The organism is Flavobacterium notoginsengisoli (assembly GCF_042686225.1).
GTDB classification, from domain to species: Bacteria; Bacteroidota; Bacteroidia; order Flavobacteriales; family Flavobacteriaceae; genus Flavobacterium; species Flavobacterium notoginsengisoli.
Window position 1 is genome coordinate 16,185 of sequence record NZ_JBHUOT010000018.1, and the last position, 21,529, is coordinate 37,713.

The window sequence follows — 21,529 nt, forward strand, 5'->3', positions numbered from 1 at the left end:
TTTAATGTGGCAACGGAATCTGAATCTTGATCTTGGTTCCTTTATTCTCTTTAGAAGTTATAGTCAGACGACCTTTATATTTCTTGATGCGTGCTCTGATTCGGTTTAAGCCAAAACCTTCGGCATCTTTTAGTTGTTGCGTTTTAAACCCAATTCCGTCATCGTGAATTGTTAATATTAATTCATCATTTTTCTCTGCTAAATTAATTTTGGCTCTTGCTGCTTGGCTATGCTTGATAATGTTGTTGAATAATTCACTGACAATGAAATAGATTTTCATTTCAAATTTTTCAATATATCTTTTACTGGTTGGAATGGAACTTGAAAACTCAAAATGGATGGCAGAATTAGAATGTTTTTCGCATAAATCTTCCAAAGCATAAATTAATCCAAAACGCACTAAAAGAGAAGGAACAAGATCGTGAGACATGTCCCTTAAAAGTTCATGAACTTCAGATAGAATGGCTTTTGCTTTTTCTATTTCATCAGCTTGTATATTGTGCTGAACTTTGAAAGTGTTTAAATGCAATCCAGCCGATGACAAAAGGGAATTGATATTATCATGTAAAAAAGAAGCAATTTTTTTTCGTTCTATTTCCTGAGTATCAATACCGGAATTAATAATGTTGAGAAGGATTTTCTGTTTGGTGTCTTTGCGTTTTATTTTCTGTTTTAGTTTATTGTTTTGATAAAGAAAATAGAATAGAAGAAAGATAATAATGATCAGTAAAATAGATAAACTGACTATTTTTTTGTTGCGTAATTGTTCCGGTTTTTTAATCTGGTCCTGAATCGTTTTATTTTTGATTTGCTTTTGAGTCGTAAGTAGGCTTTCGTTTGCGGTAGCATGTTGCGAAAGAGAAGTTGCCTTAATGGCAATACATAAAAACAGAGACAGAAGAAGATTTAAACCAAACATAAAAGTTGTTCCTAAGGATTAATCAAATTGTTTTTCAGTGCGTATTTTACCAAACCAATCGTGCTTTTTATATTTAGTTTTTTCATAATATTTTTGCGATGGGTCTCTACAGTATGCGAACTAATAAAAAGCTTCTCGCTAATTTCTTTTCCACTGTATTCTAAAGCAATCAAAATAATAATCTCAATTTCACGCGGACTTAAAATTGGGTTTTCGATAACAGCATTTTGATTCAGTTTTGGATTATCTTTAAAAGTATTAAAAATTTTTTCTCTAATAGCGTCACTAAAATATTCCTGACCCTGATAAACAGCATTGACAGCTTCAATAATGTTTTCTCCGGCACAGTTTTTTGTTAAGTATCCTTTTGCGCCGAGTTTCATAACTTCTTTTATGATTTTTAAATCATCATAACTAGATAAAATAATGACCTTACAGGCAGCTTGTTTTTCGTTGAATTCTTTTAAGGTTTCTATGCCGTCTTTTTTAGGCATGCTGATATCTAAAATCAAAACGTCGGCTTCGTCAGCAAGAACATCGTAGTAAACAGTTGTGCCGTCCAATGAGCTTCCAACTACTTCAAAGTTAGAAACAGTTCTTAATAAGTTCGAAAGTCCATCAATTAAAACCTGATGATCGTCCGCAAGATGAATTTTTATTTGAGATACCATTCAAGAGAGTGTTAATTGGTAAAATTATGAAAATTATCTTACATTAATTTTATTTTGGATCAAAAAAAACCCGAATGTAAAATTCGGGTTCTTCTTCGCGCAATAAACTAAAGTTTATAGGTTTATCTCAAACGATCTACAGATTTTACAAGATCTTCGTCCTTTTTGATGGCCTTATTAGCTAAAACTAATAACACGATAGCAACAATTGGAAGAAACATCCCAATACCTTTCTCAGAAACTTCCGCTTCTCCAGATAAATTTAGTGATCGGTAAACAAATAATCCTAATAAAATTAAATTTAATATGATGTTCAGTCTGTTCATCACAAACTGATTTTGTCTCTTTTTAAAAGAAATTATACTAATTACTGTAAGCATTGTTGTTAAACCTAATAAAATAGTATAAATAGGATCCTGCATAAAATAAAACGGTTTTCCTGCGCTTGTTGTCCATAGAGGAAGAAAAAGCATTAAAACGCCTGTCGCAACAAAAGCCAGAAATAAATATACAGTTTGAATTCTTTGTATCATGGTCTAAAAATGTTTTACAAAAATATATTTTCTTTTTTTAAAATACTATTGTATGATAAAATTTTATTCGTATTATTGCATCATAATACCGTAAGCACTTCATACTGCGGTCAATTCAAATTAATTATCTACCTATTCTTTTTACAGTATTTCCTTTAAAATAATTAAATTCATAGAACATTCATGTTTGATATTTCTGCATTAAAAGAAATGAAGCTTGCTGAGCTTCAAGAAATAGCTAAGTTAGCTAAAACAATAAAGATTACTGGTGTCAAAAAAGAGACTTTAATTAGTCAGATTTTAGCACACCAAGAGAGCACAAATGCACCAGCTCAAGCTCCTCAAACAGAAGCGGTTTCTGATGCTAAAGAGGACAAACCGAAACGCGCTAGAATTGCACCGGCTAAAACTAAAGCAGCAAATACCAAAAATACTCCCGTTTTAGAATTTGATAAAGTAGAGGAAACTGTCTCAAAAAACGATACTGCCGAAACAGCTCAGCCAATAGCAGAAACTGCAGCTCCGGAAGTACAGGAAGAAAAAACACCAGTAGCAAAAAAAGAGCCTAAAATTGTAAAATTCAATAAGTCGGCTTACGAGAAAAAAGTAGCTCTTAAAAAAGGAAAAGAAGCTGTGCAAGATGTTGCAGTTGAAGAAGTAGTAGAATCAACTCCGGCAGCACAAACTGTTTCTGAGCCAATAGCCGAAACAACTGAGAAAACTCCACCAATTGCTCCTGCAAAAAAGATTAACCCGAATCAAAATAAAAATCAGAACCAAAATCAAAACCCAAATCAGAACCAAAATCAAAACGGGAATGGTAATGGAAACGGGAATCACAACAACCAAAATCCTAATCATAAAAATAAAAAGAATACTAATAATTTCAGAGATTCAGATTTTGAATTCGATGGAATTATAGAAAGTGAAGGTGTTCTTGAAATGATGCCTGACGGTTATGGATTTTTACGTTCATCAGATTATAATTATTTAGCTTCTCCGGATGATATTTATTTATCAACATCTCAAATCAGATTGTTTGGTTTAAAAACCGGAGATACAGTAAAAGGAGTGGTTCGTCCTCCAAAAGAAGGAGAGAAATTTTTTCCTTTGGTTCGTGTACTAAAAATTAACGGACATGATCCTCAAGTCGTTCGGGACAGAGTTTCTTTCGAACATTTAACACCGGTTTTTCCTTCAGAAAAATTCAAACTTGCCGAAAAAGGCAGTTCTATTTCAACCCGAATTATAGATTTGTTTTCACCAATAGGTAAAGGACAGCGTGGTATGATCGTTGCACAACCTAAAACAGGTAAAACAATGCTTCTTAAAGATATAGCAAACGCAATTGCAGCCAACCACCCGGAAGTTTATTTAATTGTTCTTTTGATTGACGAGCGTCCGGAAGAGGTTACCGATATGCAAAGAAGTGTAAGAGGAGAAGTTATCGCTTCGACTTTTGACAGGGAACCACAAGAACACGTGAAAATTGCTAATATCGTACTGGAAAAAGCAAAACGTTTAGTAGAATGTGGTCATGATGTTGTTATCTTATTAGATTCGATTACACGTTTGGCAAGAGCTTATAATACAGTTCAGCCAGCATCCGGAAAAGTATTAAGTGGAGGTGTTGATGCAAATGCATTGCAAAAACCAAAACGTTTCTTTGGAGCGGCCAGAAATGTAGAAAACGGTGGATCTTTAAGTATCATTGCAACAGCATTGACAGAAACAGGTTCTAAAATGGACGAAGTGATCTTCGAAGAATTTAAAGGAACAGGTAACATGGAATTACAATTAGATCGTAAGATAGCCAATAAACGTATTTTCCCTGCAATCGATCTTACGTCTTCAAGTACACGTCGTGATGATCTGTTATTAGACGAAAAAACACTTCAAAGAATGTGGATTATGCGTAAATACTTGTCAGATATGAATCCGGTAGAATCTATGGATTTCGTAAACGACCGTTTCAAGAAAACCAAAAATAACGAAGAGTTTTTGATTTCGATGAACGACTAGTTAAAGATGCTAAGGTTCTGAGATTCTAAGTTTTTTAGTTTTTTAGTGTTTTAAGGAATATAAAGTAGAAATATAAATAAAAAAGGATGAGTTTTAACTCATCCTTTTTTTTATTCATTCCTAAAAGAAAACTTAGAGACTTAGAATCTTAGTATCTCTGAACCTTACTTTTTATCAACCACTGGTCTGTTTTCTCTGTTAGCTAAATCCCAGGCCAAAACGAAAGCCAGTTTTGTTCTTTTGGTTAAAGCATCGTATTCGATTTTTTCGGCAGTATCATCTTTTCCGTGGTAATCTTCGTGTACTCCGTTGAAGAAGAAGATAGATGGAATTCCGTGTTTTGCAAAGTTATAATGGTCAGAACGCTCGTAAAAGTGATTTGGATCTTTTGGATCATTAAATTTAAAATCCAGGTCCATTTTAATGAATTTCTCATTTTGAGCCACAACCGCATTGTGTAGGTCAGAAGATAATCTGTCGGCACCAATTACGTAAACATAATTGTTTGTGTTAGCATGTTCCACATCACGGCGTCCTATCATGTCGATATTGATATCGGCAATAGTATTCGCAATTGGAAACAATGGATTTTCAGAATAAAAACGAGATCCGTGTAAACCATGTTCTTCTCCGGTTACGTGAAGGAATAAAATAGAACGTTTTGGTCCTCGTCCTTGTTTTTTAGCTTTAGCAAAAGCTTTAGCCATTTCTATAACAGCAACAGTTCCGGAACCATCATCATCAGCTCCGTTATATACTTCACCATCTTTAATTCCAACGTGATCATAGTGAGCAGAAATTACTAAAATTTCATTAGGTTTTTCAGAGCCTTCAATAAAAGCCCAAATGTTCTCTGAATCAGGTAAATTTTCGTTTCTTCTTGCGTTTAAGAAAGCAGCCGGAATATGCTGATAGTAATCAGAAGCTCCTTTTGGAAAAGTTATACCGTTTTTTTTGTATTGCTCAATCATATAAAGACCAGCTTTTTTCTGTCCCGGCGAACCTGTTTCACGGCCTTCCATTTCATCTGAAGCAATAGTATAAAGCATTTTCTTTAAATCTTTTTCACTGATTGCTTTTACATACTTAGTAGGATCAGAATTGTCTTTAGGTGCGGTTGACTGTGCAGTTTTGCACGAATATGCTGAGGCGATTAATAATAAAAGGAGTAGTTTTTTCATTTCCTAATAGTTAGTGTAAATTAATAAATGTGTATAGAATATATAAAGTCAGTAAAAATAGAATAAAAAGCGAGTTTATGATAAAAAGTAGGAAACTTTTTATAAAAGAAATAATTCTGGATTCACCATAAAAACGATGATGCGCCGGATAAAAGTAATAGCACATCCAAATTGTTCCTGCAAAATTGATTATTCCCGAGATGTAAGACAATGGGCTATCCTCTCCAAAAAGACCAATTAAGCGGTCTACAATAAACATGATGAGGAAAATCAATAGCAGGAAAGAAAAATAATGAAGCGTAAAAATTCCATGGTCAAAATAATACCATTTCTTTTTGTTGTGAAAAAGCCATAAGAAAAAAGCAAAAAACGGCATGATTATAAAAAGAATTTTAGGGAGATTATGAAAAAAGGATTCAACAAACTTTTCATAAATCTCTTTTTTGGTATATTTTTCAGTAACCGGAATTGCTTTTTTAGTAAACCAATACGAAGAAGCATTTAACTTCTCCCTTTCTTTTCCATATTTCTGAATCGAATCAATTTCTTTCATCGTTTTAAAATGGAAATATCTCTTGTCTTCTTTCTTATTAATACTATCAACAGTTTTAGAGATTTCTTTGTTTAGTGCTTTTTCACTTTTATCAATTTTTTCGTTTACGTTAGTCGGAAACATGGCAATTAAAAGAAAAGTAATAAAACTGATAAAAATATATAATCGGACAGGAGCCAAATAAGATAAACGTTTTCCCGAAAGATATTCTTTTGTAAGGGTTGAAGGCTTAAAAAGAAGATTTTTTATCGTTTTCCAGAATGCATTTTCATAATGCGTTAAATCTTCAAAAAAGTGAACAAATAAATGATGAAAAGTTTTTCGGCTGTCGCTGTTTTCCTGACCGCAGTTTGGACAGTATTTTTGCTCAACAACATGCCTGCAATTCAAACAGGTTTTATCTTCTCTAATTTTACTATGTGACATTGGGTGGTTCGATTAATTTGTTTTTGGCAGGGTTTTGTTATTATTTCTTCAGGACTTCATTCAGGAAAAGCTGTAAATGATCAAAAGAGCGTTTTGCTGCAACAGCATTATAAGCCGCTCCTTTAGAATTATCATTTCCTGCTTCAGGGTTAGTAAAGGAGTGTACAGAATTAGCATAATAAATCATCTGCCAATCGGCTTTTGAATCACGCATTTCCTGTTGGAATGAAACAATTTCGTCTTTTGGAACAAACGGATCATCAGCTCCGTGACAAACTAAAACCTTCGTTGTAATGTTTTCTGTTTTACGACTTGCATCTTTACCCAAACCTCCGTGAAACGAAGCCACTCCTTTTAGATTTAAATGACCTCTCGCAGCTTCCAGAACGCCGGTTCCTCCAAAGCAGTAACCAATTGCAACAATATTATCGGCATTGGCTCCGGATTTTATTAACTCTTTTAAAGCAGTATCAATACGTTTTTGATAGGCTTCATAATTTGTTTTATAAAAACCGGCTTGTTTTCCTGCTTCACCAGTATTTTTAGGATAGTTTCCTTCTCCATAAATGTCAGCGATAAAAACATGGTAGCCTAGTTTAGATAATTCTTCAGCAATTCCTTTAGAAGCATTATCAATTCCGAGCCAGGCCGGCAAAAGTAATATTCCCGGATTGTTGGCGCTTTTTTTAGCAGATTTAATAAATAAGCCATTTAATTGCTGGCTTCCTTCGGTATATTTTACGGGTTTTAATTGCGCATTCATAAGGTTTGAAAATAAGATTGCACTGAATAAAATTAGCACTGTATTTTTCATAATTCTACAATTTTTAACAAATATCAGAAATATTATGTTACAAAAAAACCTCACAAGTAAATTCTTGTGAGGTTTGTAACCAATTATTCCGGTATACGAATACTATATTTATAGTGAAATATTTCTTTTAAATGCACATCCTAATTCTACAATCGAATCGGTTTTGGCGATGCCGGGAATTCCATCAATTTTTTCGTAAAGAATACGACGCATATGCTCGTGATTTTTGGCAATAATTTTAATGTATAAAGTAAACGAACCCGTAACATAATAACATTCTGTGATTTCAGGAATGTCTTTCAGTGCTTCAATAATCCGGTCAGAATCAGAATCTTTGTTCAGCGTGATTCCGGTAAATGAAGCCCAGTCGTAACCAATTTTCTTTTCCTGAATAATCGGTTTTATTCCGCCGATTACACCTTGCTCAATCATTCGGTTAATACGCTGATGCACCATTGTATTTGATATTTTCAGATTTGCAGCAATTGCAGAAAATGCCATTCTGCCATCCTTTTCTAATTCTTTAATAATGCTGATATCAAATTCGTCTAATAAATCCATTCAGTAAAAATCTTTAAAATTCTGTTGTTGATGATTTATAAAAGTAATTATTTTTTTTAATAATTGGTCATAAAATGCTATTTCTATCTGAATAAATATTTGCTTTTTATTGGTTTTAAAATGTAAATTTTGACTTGTATTTTGTTATTTTTAAGTCAAAATCGTATTTTTAGACTCGTAATAATTTAAATTTTAATATTTTTGTAAAAATAAAAAGCAGATTATGATTAGTACAGAAAAAGCACTTTCGTCAAAATCAGAAGTTTTGATTGAAAAAGAGAATAAATACGGCGCTCACAATTACCATCCGCTTCCGGTAGTTTTAGAACGCGGAGAAGGAGTATACGTTTGGGATGTTGACGGTAAAAAATATTATGACTTTTTATCAGCTTATTCTGCTGTAAATCAAGGGCACTGTCATCCAAAAATTGTAAACGCAATGGTAGAACAAGCGCAGAAACTCACTTTGACTTCTCGTGCTTTTTACAATGATAAATTAGGAAATTACGAAGAATACGTGACCAATTATTTTGGTTTTGATAAAGTCCTTCCAATGAATACGGGTGCTGAAGCGGTTGAAACAGCTTTAAAAATTTCAAGAAAATGGGCGTATGAAGTGAAAGGGATTCCGGAAAATCAGGCACAGATTATTGTATGTGAGAATAATTTTCATGGAAGAACCACTACAATTATTTCATTTTCTAATGACGAAACCGCTCGTAAAAACTTCGGACCTTTTACTGATGGTTTTATAAAAATTGAATATGATAATTTAGAAGCGCTGGAAAATGCTTTAAATTCATCTAAAAATATTGCAGGATTCCTAGTTGAACCAATTCAGGGAGAAGCTGGAGTTTATGTTCCTTCTGAGGGTTATTTAGCGAAAGCGAAAGCACTTTGCGAAAAACATAATGTACTGTTTATTGCAGATGAGGTTCAGACAGGAATTGCACGTACAGGAAAATTGTTAGCCGTTCATCACGAAAATGTACAGCCGGATGTTTTAATTTTAGGAAAAGCAATTTCTGGCGGAGTTTATCCGGTTTCGGCTGTTTTGTGTAATGATGAAATCATGAATGTGATTAAGCCAGGACAACACGGATCTACTTTTGGTGGAAATCCTGTTGCGGCTGCTGTTGCAATTGCAGCTTTAGAAGTTGTTAAAGACGAACAACTGGCTGAAAATGCAGAACGTTTGGGAGTTATTTTAAGAGATGGATTAAATAAAATCGCCGAAAAAAATAACCTAATTACACTGGTTCGCGGAAAAGGGCTTCTAAACGCTATCGTAATCAACACAGATGAAGAATCTGATCTAGCTTGGGAAATCTGTCTGAAATTCAGAGACAACGGATTATTAGCAAAACCAACTCACGGTAACAAAATTAGACTGGCACCGCCTTTGGTTATGACGGAAGAGCAGATTAACGAATGTCTAGAGATTATCGAGAAATCTTTGAATGAGTTTAGAAATTAATTATTTCTCCGTAACTTTAATGATATAAAAAGGCGACTGTAATTAAACAATCGCCTTCTGGTTATAATTACTTAAAATATCAAAAAAAGTAACTATTTCTTATGAGTCAATGTTTTTAAAGCATTGACTCATTTTTATTTTAGAATCTCACTTTCTTCAATTCCCATAAGGTTTTAATAAAAGTATCGACATCCTGAGTTGTATTGTAAAATGCCAATGAAGGACGAACTGTAGTTTCGACTCCCATTCTGCGTAAAATTGGCTGCGCACAATGATGACCCGTTCTTACTGCAACTCCTTCTTTGTTTAAAGCCTGTCCAACCTGATCGTTAGAATAGCCTTGAAGATTGAAAGACAAAACACTGGCTTTATCTTTTGCAGTTCCAATTAATCGTACACCAGGAATTTCTTTTAAAAGTCTCGTAGCATATTCTAATAAATAATGCTCGTACTGACCAATAGCTTCAATTCCTAATTTGGTTACGTAATCAATTGCAGCGCCAAGACCAATAGCATCGGCAATATTTCCTGTTCCGGCTTCAAAACGATTGGGTGCTTTGTGGTATTTGATTTCCTCAAAAGTCACATCCTGAATCATGTTGCCACCAGATTGATACGGCTGCATTTCGTTCAATAAATCTTCTTTTCCGTATAAAGCGCCAATTCCCGTTGGACCAAATAATTTATGACCAGAGAAAACCAGCCAATCCGGATTTAGATGTTGCACATCGACTTTCATATGCGAAACCGATTGTGCTCCGTCAATCAAAACTTTTGCGCCGGCGGCATGAGCCATTTCAACTATTTTTTTAGCAGGCGTTACGGTTCCTAATGCATTTGAAACTTGTGTAAAAGCGACTAAACGTGTTTTAGAATTCAGCAGTTTTGCATATTCATCCAGTAAAATTTGCCCATCATCATCAACAGGAATGACTCTTAATTTCAAACCTTTTTTATCGGCAAGACGTTTCCACGGAACGATATTCGCATGATGTTCCAAATTACTGACAATGATTTCGTCGCCCGAATTTAAATTTTGATCGCCCCAAGTCGAAGCAACTAAATTTATTCCTTCTGTTGCGCCTCTCACAAAAACAATTTCGTTTACAGAACTAGCATTCAAAAATGTTTTTACTTTTTCACGAGCTGCTTCATACGCATCAGATGCGCGAGCCGCTAATTCGTGTGCAGCGCGGTGGATATTCGAATTTTCATGTTCGTAGAAATACGCAATTCGATCAATAACCGATTGTGGTTTTTGTGTCGTTGCAGCATTATCAAACCAAACTAAAGGCTTTCCGTTAACGGTTTCTTTCAAAATTGGAAAATCCTTTTTTACCAATTCGGCGTTGAAATGATGTCCTTTGTAAAGATTAATTTCTTTAGCATCAAAAGAATTTCCAACAATAATATCTGTACTTCTTCTGTCGAAAGCAAAAGGATTTTGTTCTAAAAAGTAATACGAAGCCCCTGATGCATTTTCATTAAACTGAAAATCTTCGCGCTTTTTAAATTGCGTATCAACAGAAGCCAAAGCCGCCTGTAATTCAATTTCAAAAGAAGAATTCTGTGTTTGAAATGGCAGGTATTGATTGTTTAATAAAAAAGATGAAAAAATCGATTCTTCATTGAGTTGCGGACTTCCATTATTCAAATTTACATCATGAAATCCGGTATGAGGATCGTTGATGTTTAAATCATGGTTTTCCTGAACTCCTGAAGAAGTATTTTGAGTCTGCGGATCAAATCCTGCTCCAGCATTTGGGTATAAGGCAGAAGCTCCCGTATTTCCGTAATTTAATACAGAAGGAGAAACGCTAAATCCGCTGAAGGAATGCTGTGCCGGCTGTACATTCGACGGAACTGCCAAAGGAAGCTGATCTAACGGATCAACATGTCCTGTCTGCAATATCGTTTCTGCAATTTTTGTCGCACGCGGGTGTTCAGCTTTGTCTGGACTTAACGAAATTTCTTTTGGAAACTCGTTAGGCAAAGCTTTGAACAACTCGTTTGCTAAATTTTGCAAATCGTCGATGTTAGGTAAACCGTTGTTGTTAATATTTGTACTCATGATACTTTCCTATTTCTACATCTTCTAAAACGGCAATAGCATCATCTACCAAAATAGCCAAAGAGCAGTAAAGAGAAACCAAATACGAAGCAATGGCTTTTTCATTGATTCCCATAAAACGAACAGATAATCCAGGAGATTGCTCGCCTTGTAATCCCGGCTGAATTAATCCGATAACGCCTTGACGGCTTTCTCCGGTTCTTAAAAGAATAATTTTTGATTTTCCTTTTACGATCGGCAGTTTATCAGAAGGGATAAGCGGAATTCCTCTCCAAGTTAAAAACTGAGATCCAAATAAAGAGATAGTTGGAGGCGGTACACCACGACGTGTACATTCGCGGCCGAAAGCAGCAATGGCTAACGGATGCAATAAAAAGAAACCGGGTTCTTTCCAAACTTTTGTCAGCAATTCATCCAAATCATCTGGAGTTGGTGCGCCAGTTCTGGTTTTGATAATTTGAGAAGGTACAACATTGCTTAATAAACCATAATCTTTATTATTGATTAATTCGCTTTCCTGACGTTCTTTAATCGTTTCAATTGCCAGACGAAGCTGTTCTGAGATCTGATTGTATGGTTTGCTGTACAAGTCAGAAACACGAGTATGAACGTCAACAATGGTCTGAACAGCAGCCAGATTGTATTCTCTTGGATTTTCTATATAATCCACAAAAGTATTTGGTAAAACTCTTTCGTCGCGTGCCGAACAATCTACTTCGATATGGTTAGCATTTTTTACTTTATTCAAACGAAATACACCCGATTCTACTGGTGTCCAATGCAAAAGATGTGTTAACCATCTCGGTGTAACGGTTCCAATTTGAGGTACTGTACGTGTTGCTATTGCGAGTTGCCTTGCTGCAACATCGCCTAATGCGGTCTGTTGTGGTTTTGTTTCTGCCATTTTTTTTGGTTGTTTAATAGATTTATAATTTATTTTTTTGTTTGCTTAAAGTTATTCATAAAATTTTAATCAAATAACTCATCTACAGATAAATATCTTTCTCCTGTGTCATAATTAAAAGTGAGTATTCTGGCATTTTCCGGTATACCTTTTATTTTTTTTGCGATTGCGGCCAAAGCAGCTCCCGTCGAAATTCCGGAAAATATACCTTCTTCTCTCGTTATTCTTTTGGCATAATGAAAAGATTCATTTTTCTCCACAGTGATAATTTCATCCACATATTCTCGGTTAAAAACTTCTGGTATAAAACCTGCGCCAATTCCTTGAAAGGGATGCGGAGAAGGTTGTCCACCACTTAAAACAGGTGACAAAGACGGCTCAACAGCAAAAGTTTTGAGTTTTGGAAAATGTTGTTTTAGTATTTTTGAAACCCCGGTTATATGACCGCCTGTTCCAACTCCCGAAATCAGATAATCGATACCGTCCGGAAAATCGGTCAAGATTTCCAGTGCTGTTGTTTTTTCGTGAATGGCAACATTGGCATTGTTGGTAAACTGTGATGGAATAAAAGAGTTTTTGGTAGTTGAAGCCAGTTCGATTGCTTTCTCGACGGCACCAGAAGTTCCTTTTTCTCTTGGTGTTAAAACGAATTCGGCTCCATAAGCATTCAGAATTTTTCTTCTTTCCAGACTCATCGATTCGGGTATAACAACAATCACTTTATAACCTTTTACAGCGGCAACTAATGAAAGTCCGATTCCCGTATTTCCAGATGTTGGTTCAATAATAATGGTTTCTTTATTGATGAGGCCTTTTTGTTCAGCATCTTCAATCATCGCGAGAGCAATTCGATCTTTGATGCTGGAACCCGGATTTGTTTTTTCTAATTTAATCCAAACCTCATGTGACGTAAAAAGCTTATTTAATCGAACATGCGGCGTATTTCCAATCGTTTCTAAAATGTTTTGATATTTCATGGCAATCGGATATTAAATAGAATAAAAAATAGGTTCAGGAAAAGGATTGTTGTCTTTGACCTTCATTTCATTTTTATGATAAACAACCGAATTAGAAGGAACTGAATACGTCAACCATACATTTCCGCCAATAATAGAATCTTTCCCAACTGTAGTTTGACCGCCAAGAATGGTACTGTTAGCATAAATAACCACATTATCTTCAATAGTAGGATGTCTTTTGATGAAAGCTTCTTCTTTTTTAACGCTCAAAGCACCAAGCGTAACGCCTTGATAAATCTGAACATTATTGCCAATAACAGTTGTTTCTCCAATTACAATTCCGGTTCCGTGATCGATGGCAAATTCGTCTCCGATTTGTGCTCCGGGATGAATTTCTATACTGGTTTTAATATGTGCATATTCTGAAAATGTTCTAGCCAAAAGTCTTAATTCTTGTTTCCATAACTGATTCGAAAAACGATAAACCGCAATGGCTAAAAATCCGGGATAAGCGTAAAGCACTTCTTCGATAGATTTTGCTGCGGGATCTTTAGCATAAATCGTCTCTGCATCGTTTAATGTTTTTCTATATAATTCTGGAAGTGCTTCAAAGAATGTTATCGATTGCCTAAAACTGTCATTTTTGTCCGAAGTATAATTTCTAACAATTTCATTAAACTCCTTTTCCAATACTTCAAACTTATGTTCGATAATGGGTAAGTGGCCAAAAGATTTTGAAGTGTTTGAAAATAAGACAGAGAATAAATCTTCTATAAATTGATGAATGTCTTTTTTTTGAGGTAATATTAATAAGCTTTGATGCTTTTTGGCTATTTCTTGATAAAATGAATTCATAACAGTTTGTTTTTGGTTTGTAATTAATGCCTCGCCATAATTCAATTTAAATAGGTCAACAAGCATATAAATGACTTGTGGACATAATATTTTTTGATGCAGTAAATGCTTCAAAGTAATTGAATGATACAGTAGGGAAGTGTTTGGGTTATAAGGGGATTTCGTTTTTAAGCCGATTTTAAAATCGACTAACGAGATTATAGAAGAATTAACAACAGCTGCACATATAACAAAAAGTGTTATATGTCAATTTTTTAGAAGAAAGGTAAAACGATATTTTTTCTGCTGTTTTCAAAATGTAGTTCTTTAATTGTTTAAACTCTACTAATTCTATAGACAAAGTTAAATTTATTGTAATGAAATCCAAATATTTTTTCAATTTTATTTGAAACGATAGGAAAGTATTCTGTGATAAATTAAAATTAAATATTTTAAAGCGTTGAATTTTAGTGTTTTGTGGTTTTGCTGGAATAATAAAAAAAGGATTAAAAAATAAGTTTTAGGCTCATTTTTTAATCCTTTCTGCGTTTTAAAATTCAATTAATTTGAATTTCTTTAAAAGTTCAAATTATTTCTTAGCTGCAGCGCCCGGAATTAATTCACTTTTTTGCTTGAATTTGCTGTATTCAACAACTCCCGTTTTGTCTGCCCAGTCAAAATATTTTGCTGAAAGGTCATTTACAATTCCGGGATTTTGGGCAGCAACATTGGTTGTTTCTCCACGGTCTGCTTCAAGATCGTAAAGTTCCCATTGGTAAGACGGATAAATAGAAACCAATTTCCATTTACCTTCTCTAACTGCTCTGTTTCCTGCTCTTTCCCAGAATAACGGAGCGCCTCTGTTTACTTCAGATGCATTGTCAAATAAAACAGGAAGTAAACTTTTTCCCGGAAGCGGATTAGAATTTACGCCATTTAAGTTTTTAGGATATTCAATTCCGGCCAATTCGTAGAAAGTTGGAGCAAGGTCAATAATATGTCCCGTTCCTTTATCAATTCTTCCCGCTTTAATTTTAGAAGGATACCATGCGATAAACGGAGAACTGAAACCACCTTCATGCATATTATTTTTATAATCCTGTAATGGAGTATTAGACAAATAAGCCCAGTTTTGTTCCTGATAATCAAACGATCCGGAAGTTCCGATTGGTCCGTCGTTACGAACTAAACCTCTTTTTAACGGATTGTATGTATTGAATCCGCCTTGAGCACCGTTATCTGCAATGAAAATAATTAAAGTGTTTTTGTCTTTCTTTAACGCTTTTAGTTTGTCTAAAACTTTCCCCACGTTTTGATCCATGTTGTCAACCATTGCAGCATAGACTTCCATTTTAGCTTTCCAGAATTGTTTTTCGTCATAGGTCAGTTTATCCCATTCCGGCACTTCAGGATCTCTTGGAGCGATTGTCTGATTTGGGAGAAGAATTCCGTTTTCTCTTAGTTTCTTAATTCTTTTTTCTCTTAAAGCATCCCAGCCTTCGTCAAATTTTCCTCTGTATTTTGCAATGTCAACTGGTTTTGCCTGCAATGGCCAGTGTGGAGCAGTAAAAGCCAAGTATAAAAAGAATGGTTTGTTTTCTTTGTTTTGTTCGTCTAAGAAAGTAACGGCATTGTTTCCGATTTCATCTGTGAAATAATACGAATCATCTTTTGGATGCAGTTCTTCATTATTACGGATCATTTTTACTGGATAAGCTGTTTTCCCGAAAGGAAGCGGTTTGGTATCAAAATAATTCGCAGCACCTTTTAAGATTCCGTAAAATTTATCAAAACCTCTTTGATTTGGCCATTGCGCCTGATCTTCAGAACCTACGTGCCATTTTCCGGACATTAAAGTGCTGTAACCTCCGGAACGGAAAACTTCTCCTAAAGTCAAAGATTCTTTGTTTAAATAGCCTTGATAAGCTGGTAAACCCAAATTCACATCAAAATAACCAACTCCCGCTTTGTGCTGATATTGCCCAGTTAATAAAGAAGCTCTCGTAGGCGCACAAATCGAATTGTTGTAAAACTCGCGAAGACGCGTACCTTCTTTCGCTAAACGGTCTAAATTTGGCGTTTTAATTTCTGAACCGTAATTTCCTAAATCCGAATAGCCCATATCGTCCACCATAATTAGGATTACATTGGGTTTTGATGATGAGGTTTGCGCTTCGGCTTCATAAGAACCTATTATTCCCGTCAGTAGGACAGAAAATAAAATTTTTATTCTTTTATTCATCTTATTATAATTTACTGTTAGTATATTTTTAATTCGTTAGTTTTTTGAAACACATAGAAACGTAGTTTTTTTGCTTTTGAAAAGAGTGCAAAAGAGAAATACATTTCTTCGCACATAGCTTTGCGTTTAAAAGCTAGGCCAACACCTATGTTTATTGAAACAAGTGAAACGCCTTTATACAGCATTAAGAACTATGTTTCTATGTGTTAAAAAAAAAATTATCTCCAAGCCGGAACCTGCTTTAAATTAGGATTTAAATCTAATTCTCTTTGCGGAATAGGAAAGTGAACGTGTTTTGGCTGTGCATTCGTTTTTCCTGCCGCTTTTAATTTTGCCACAAAATAATCCGGGCCTCTTCTGGCCAGGTCAAACCAGCGTTGGTATTCATAAACCAATTCTTTTCTTCTTTCTTCAAAAACAGCTTCTCTAAAAGCGTCCTGACTTAAAGCAGGAGAAGTTGTTGACAATAAGGCAATTCCAGCTCTTGTTCTTACACGGTCAACTGCTGCATAAGCTTCTACTGTTGGGCCGCTGTTTTGTTCGTTTAGTGCTTCTGCATAAATCAATAATACTTCTGCAAATCTGATAATTGGCGTATTTTTAGAAGATTGTCCTGGCGAAGCTGGTGTTGCAGGATCGAAATATTTATTGAAATGTGGTGCCACTTTATACGTTTTTCCATCCGTCGGACTCACAAATTCTACTCCAAAAGTGATGTACTTTCTCTTGTCAGTTTCGGCGAAAGCCTCAAAAAGACCGCCTTCTTTGTGTAAAGCATCGGCTTGATCTCCTGCAATTCCAGGAACAGTATTTGGTGCAGATGTAGAAGCTAGCATGTTTCCGTTCCAGTTGGTCAAACCTTTAAACTGAGCCGAGAAAATATGTTCTTTTCCGTTTTTGGTCGCTACATTAAAGACATCAGCATAATTTTCGAATAAATCATATACTTTGCTGTCAATGATTTCTTTGCTTTTTTCAGCTGCTTTCTGCCATTTCTTTTCGGTCAAATATACTTTTGCCAAAATACTTTTTGCTGCACCTGCCGTAACACGTCCTTTATTTTGCTGAACCACAGGAAGCGCTTCGGCATCAATTAAATCATTTTCAATTTGTGTATAAACAGCTGCTTCAGGCGTATTAGAAACGTTAATAGCTTCAGGCGTTAAAACCGTTGTTTCATGCAAAACCAACGGAACATCGCCAAACCATCTCACTAAATTGAAATATAAAAGCGCTCTTAAAAACTTCGCTTCATTAATTAAATCTTTGTCTTTCTGTGAATTAAGATTTGGGTTTTTAGCAATATTATCAATCGCAACGTTGGCTCTGTTGATACCGTCATAACTTTGTCTCCATAACTCGATCATACGGTCGTTGGAAGCATCGTGAGTAAGATTTGATAAAGCTCTAACATGTGCGTTTCTGGCTCTTGGACCTGCTTCATAATCGTCTGTTGCCATTTCAGTAGCAATCTGGATCAATCTATTGTACAAAGTGTGAGTTGAACTGTTGATGGCGTTATGAATCGCAATTACAGCAGCATCTGCATCTTCGGTAGTTTTATAAAAATTGGTCGAAGAGATGAAAGCTTTCGGATCTTCGTCCAAAGGATTGCAGGCACTTATTAAAAATAGCACTGCTAAAGTGAATATGATTGTCTTTTTCATGATAAATCTTTTAGAATGTTACGCTTAGCCCGCCTGAAATGGTTTTAGATGCCGGATAAATTCCAGTATCTGTTCCCGGAGAAATTGTAGTTCCGTTGGTTACTTCAGGATCATAACCTGTGTATTTTGTCCACGTTAATAAGTTTTCTCCAATGACACGGAATTTTACTGAGGTCAGACTAAGTTTTTCAGATAATTTCTTAGGCAAATTGTAACTTAAAGTGATATTTTTCAATCTCACGAAAGAACCATCTTCCACAAATCGGTTAGAGAATACCGGAGCAGGATCTAATTTGGCTCTAGGCGTTGTGTTACTTGGATTTGTAGGTGTCCAGGCATCTAAGGCAGAAGTGGAAGCATTTTGTTGTCCGTTGTATAATTCCAAAGCTTGAAGATTTCCGTTTAAGATTTTATTTCCAACAGAACCATTTACTAAAACAGCTAATTCAAAACCTCTGTAAGTGAAATTATTTGAGAATCCGAAAACGAAATCAGGTTGAGCATCGCCAATACTGGTTCTGTCTGCAGCCGTTGTAAAAGCGCCATCTCCGTTAATATCTTTATACAAACGATCTCCGGCTTTTGGCGTTGCATTTCCGGTAAAAACTCCTTTTGTTGCTACTTCATCGGTTTGTAAAATTCCGTCTGTAACGGCACCGTAAAACGTTCCTAAAGATTGTCCCACTTTTAGAATATAATTTCCGAAAGTGTAAAATTCAGCACCATTTCCTAAAGCAATAATTTTGTTTCTGTTGAAGGCTATATTGAAGTTGGATGTCCAGGAAAAAGCAGTATTTCCAAGAGAAGCATTCAATCCTAATTCGATTCCCTGATTTTGAACTGAACCAAAATTTTGTAAAGAAGAAGTAAATCCGGTTGTGTACGGAAGCTGTACATCTAACAATAAGTTTTTGGTGGTTTTGCGATATACATCAACCGTTAAATTCAATTTGTCATCGAAGAAACCAACATCAACACCGGCATCAAACTGATTCGTTAATTCCCATCCTAAATTGTCGTTTGCAATTCGCGTAGGCGTAAAACCAGTGTAAATTTGATCTCCAAAAAGGTATTTTACACTTGTTAAAGTAGATAAAGACTGATATTCTCCAATTTCCTGGTTTCCTGTCGCTCCCCAGCTGCTTCTAATTTTCAGACTGTTGACGACACTTTTTACAGGAGTAAAGAAATCTTCATTGCTAATCTGCCAGGCCGCTGCAACAGAAGGGAAGTAACCCCATTTATTGTCTTTTCCAAATCGGGAAGAACCATCGGCACGAATACTTCCGGTTAAGAAATATTTCGAATCATAATTATAATTAATCCTTGATAAATAAGAATTTAATGCCCAGGTACTTTCTCCGGAAGATGGCATTAAAGCAATATTACCACTTTGCAAACTGTAATAACCTGTAATGTCGTTTACGAATTGCTGTGATCCAGCAGTTGAGAACTCTCTTGTAGATCTCTGCTGAGTATAACCTGCCAAAGCGTTCAAATGATGTTTTTCTCCAAAAACGGTTGTATAGGTTAACGTATTTTCATTTAACCAGCTTTTAGAATCCGCATTACCAATTTTTCCTTCACCGTTTGTGATCGAACCTTCGTAAATACTTGCCGGCAAATAACTTTTTTCTTTGTTGAAAATAACATCAGTTCCAAAAGAAACTTTTAAAACTAAGTTTTTTAAAATGTCATATTCGCCATAAACAGTTCCTAAAATACGATCAGTAATCGATTGATTTTTGCGTTCGTTTAAAGTCGCAATCGGATTAGCAAAAATATTCTCAAACGGATTTCTTAAAGTGTAACTTCCGTCGGGCTCGTAAATCGTTGCAGTAGGGGGCATGCTAATTAAAGCGGTAACTAAACCGCTCGGAGCTACTTTTGCTTTGGTTTCTGCAAGAGTTAAGTTCAATCCGAATCTTGCTTTACTGCTTATTTTTGAAGTTAAATTAACACGTGTACTGAAACGCTCAAAGCCGGTATTTTTGATAATTCCTTCCTGATTGTAATAGTTTCCGGAAACCGCAAATTTGGTCTGATTGTTTCCGCCTGAAATACTTAATTGATGGTTCTGTGTCAATCCTTTCTGGAAAGCGGCATCCTGCCAGTCGGTTCCCTTTCCGAGTTGAGCAATCTGTGCTTCACTCAAATATTGATTTGGTCCGCCTGACGGATTAGAATCGTACAAAGCTGCATTTCTTAATCTGGAGAAACCCTGAGCATCCAGCAAATCAATCTTTTTACGAACTTCCTGCTGTCCAATTGTAAAATCGTAATTGACAGTTGTTACCGTATTGGAGCCTTTTTTGGTAGTAATAATAACTACTCCGTTGGCACCTCTGGAACCATAAATGGCAGTTGATGAGGCATCTTTTAAAACGGTAATAGATTCGATATCAGCTGGATTTATTGTAGAAAGAGGATTGGTCGGTGTACCGCTCAAAACCCCTGAAGTTACTTCTGAATTGTATAAAGGAAATCCGTCGATTACATACAAAGGTTCATTTCCTCCTTGAATTGAACTTCCACCGCGGACACGAATACTCATTCCTGCGCCTGGCGCTCCCGACGTCTGCGTTACATTTACACCCGCAACAGAACCCTGAAGCGAACTTTCTAATGTTTTCTGAGTGGCTTTTAATGACATTTGAGCGACAGTTTCTGCTGCTCCTGTATAGTCTTTTTTAGAAGTGCTTCCGTATCCAATGATTACAATTTCATTTAATTCTTTTACATCTTCTTTTAAAGAAATCTGAACGAAATCTTTGGTTGCGATATGTTCTGTGGTGATATAACCTAAATAACTTACAACTAATGTGTAAGGGAATTTCTGTCCCGTTTGAAAATAGAATTTTCCGTCTAAATCGGTTACTGCTGCGTGCGTTGTTCCTTTAATTTGAACAGTAACTCCTGGAATGGGCTGGTTGGTTACCTGATCGATTACGGTACCATTTAAGGTAGAATTGATTAAGGGTTGTGTATTTTGCGCTTTAATTCCCGTAGAAATTAAGAACACAAAAATCCACAAAAAGGCTTGTAATTTCTTGTTCATTACTTTTTGGATTTAAATAATAAGCAATCCGAAAAATTGATTCTTCAATTTTCGAAGGCTTTCTTTAGTGATAAATGTTCTTTGAGTCTTGCCATTTCTGTTGCCGCAGAAATGGTTTTTGCTATAAAAGAGTAGGGCAGTGCATTGTTGTCATTTTAGTCTTGTTTTAGTTATTGTTTTTTTAGTTAATATGATTTCGACATGTTTAGTCTCTTAATGCAGTAAAACATTAATGGCTTATTTGTCAGTATGAAATTTTGGTTGTGATTTTATTTTCGAATTGAAAACAAAAATGGAATAGGATTTTAACAGCACATACACATATAACCGAAGTTGGTACAAGTGATTTTTTTAAGAAGAATGTAATGCGATGGGTAAGCTGTTGTTTTCAAAATGCAGTTCTTTATTGTTTAAACTCTACTAATCCTATAGACAAAGTTAATTTTATTATAAAGAAAACCAAAAGATTATTTAATTTTTTTGAAATTATGAAGAATTGAGATTGAGAATGTTAGTTGTGTTTTGGGTGTAAGTATTTGATATTTAGTGTTTTGTTTTGGTTTTTAAAAAACAGGAAAGCAAGTGGAAACTGATTTGATTTATACAGTTTTTACTTGCTTTTTTAGGTTTAATATTT

General features: G+C 35.2%; 16 protein-coding genes. 2 read left to right on the plus strand and 14 right to left on the minus strand.

What is annotated here, in order from left to right; translation table 11 throughout:
• Position 1 precedes the first annotated feature (1 nt).
• From ACFS3A_RS25775 to ACFS3A_RS25785, 3 genes are all read right to left on the minus strand, one after another.
• A complete protein-coding gene (locus ACFS3A_RS25775; protein WP_379828473.1) occupies positions 2-919 on the minus strand; it encodes a sensor histidine kinase in 918 nt (305 codons plus the stop codon).
• A gap of 11 nt (positions 920-930) precedes the next feature.
• Entirely contained in the window at positions 931-1,590 is a 660-nt protein-coding gene (locus tag ACFS3A_RS25780; RefSeq protein ID WP_379828475.1) for a response regulator, read from the minus strand.
• 122 nt (positions 1,591-1,712) lie between these two features.
• On the minus strand, positions 1,713-2,123 hold the full coding sequence (locus tag ACFS3A_RS25785; protein ID WP_379828477.1) for a DUF4293 domain-containing protein: 411 nt from the start codon (positions 2,121-2,123) through the stop codon (positions 1,713-1,715).
• Between the two features lie 183 nt (positions 2,124-2,306).
• Here ACFS3A_RS25785 and rho point away from each other — a divergent pair, with 183 nt between their 5' ends.
• Complete coding sequence (rho, locus tag ACFS3A_RS25790) at positions 2,307-4,145, plus strand: transcription termination factor Rho (protein WP_379828479.1); 1,839 nt, start codon at positions 2,307-2,309, stop codon at positions 4,143-4,145.
• A 164-nt stretch (positions 4,146-4,309) separates the two neighbouring features.
• On the opposite strand, the gene ACFS3A_RS25795 is transcribed toward rho, so the two are convergent.
• From ACFS3A_RS25795 to ACFS3A_RS25810, 4 genes are all read right to left on the minus strand, one after another.
• Entirely contained in the window at positions 4,310-5,326 is a 1,017-nt protein-coding gene (locus ACFS3A_RS25795) for a M28 family peptidase (protein WP_379828481.1), read from the minus strand.
• 10 nt (positions 5,327-5,336) lie between these two features.
• Positions 5,337-6,305, minus strand: coding sequence for a DUF3667 domain-containing protein (locus ACFS3A_RS25800; RefSeq protein WP_379828483.1), 969 nt, complete (start codon positions 6,303-6,305; stop codon positions 5,337-5,339).
• A gap of 40 nt (positions 6,306-6,345) precedes the next feature.
• Positions 6,346-7,119: a dienelactone hydrolase family protein gene (locus ACFS3A_RS25805; protein ID WP_379828485.1), complete on the minus strand. Its 774-nt coding sequence runs from the start codon at positions 7,117-7,119 to the stop codon at positions 6,346-6,348.
• Positions 7,120-7,227: 108 nt separating this feature from the next.
• Positions 7,228-7,680 (minus strand): Lrp/AsnC family transcriptional regulator, encoded by a 453-nt coding sequence (locus tag ACFS3A_RS25810; protein ID WP_379828487.1) that lies wholly within the window; start codon positions 7,678-7,680, stop codon positions 7,228-7,230.
• A gap of 223 nt (positions 7,681-7,903) precedes the next feature.
• On the opposite strand from ACFS3A_RS25810, the gene rocD reads away from it, so the two are divergent.
• The gene (gene rocD / locus ACFS3A_RS25815; protein WP_379828489.1) at positions 7,904-9,157 is read left to right on the plus strand and encodes an ornithine--oxo-acid transaminase; all 1,254 of its coding nucleotides are present in this window, start codon (positions 7,904-7,906) and stop codon (positions 9,155-9,157) included.
• Positions 9,158-9,296: 139 nt separating this feature from the next.
• Here the strand turns inward: rocD and ACFS3A_RS25820 are convergent, their stop codons facing one another.
• From ACFS3A_RS25820 to ACFS3A_RS25850, 7 genes are all read right to left on the minus strand, one after another.
• A complete protein-coding gene (locus ACFS3A_RS25820; protein ID WP_379828491.1) occupies positions 9,297-11,228 on the minus strand; it encodes a family 2A encapsulin nanocompartment cargo protein cysteine desulfurase in 1,932 nt (643 codons plus the stop codon).
• Entirely contained in the window at positions 11,212-12,132 is a 921-nt protein-coding gene (locus ACFS3A_RS25825; protein ID WP_379828493.1) for a family 2A encapsulin nanocompartment shell protein, read from the minus strand. The genes ACFS3A_RS25820 and ACFS3A_RS25825 overlap by 17 nt, the downstream gene beginning before the upstream one ends.
• Before the next feature lie 65 nt (positions 12,133-12,197).
• Entirely contained in the window at positions 12,198-13,109 is a 912-nt protein-coding gene (gene cysK, locus ACFS3A_RS25830; RefSeq protein WP_379828495.1) for a cysteine synthase A, read from the minus strand.
• Between the two features lie 12 nt (positions 13,110-13,121).
• A complete protein-coding gene (epsC, locus tag ACFS3A_RS25835) occupies positions 13,122-13,946 on the minus strand; it encodes a serine O-acetyltransferase EpsC (RefSeq protein ID WP_379828497.1) in 825 nt (274 codons plus the stop codon).
• A 568-nt stretch (positions 13,947-14,514) separates the two neighbouring features.
• Positions 14,515-16,167, minus strand: a complete 1,653-nt coding sequence (locus ACFS3A_RS25840; protein ID WP_379828498.1) for an arylsulfatase — start codon at positions 16,165-16,167, stop codon at positions 14,515-14,517.
• 218 nt (positions 16,168-16,385) lie between these two features.
• On the minus strand, positions 16,386-17,834 hold the full coding sequence (locus ACFS3A_RS25845; protein ID WP_379828500.1) for a RagB/SusD family nutrient uptake outer membrane protein: 1,449 nt from the start codon (positions 17,832-17,834) through the stop codon (positions 16,386-16,388).
• A gap of 10 nt (positions 17,835-17,844) precedes the next feature.
• Positions 17,845-20,892: a SusC/RagA family TonB-linked outer membrane protein gene (locus ACFS3A_RS25850; RefSeq protein ID WP_379828502.1), complete on the minus strand. Its 3,048-nt coding sequence runs from the start codon at positions 20,890-20,892 to the stop codon at positions 17,845-17,847.
• Positions 20,893-21,529: the final 637 nt, after the last annotated feature.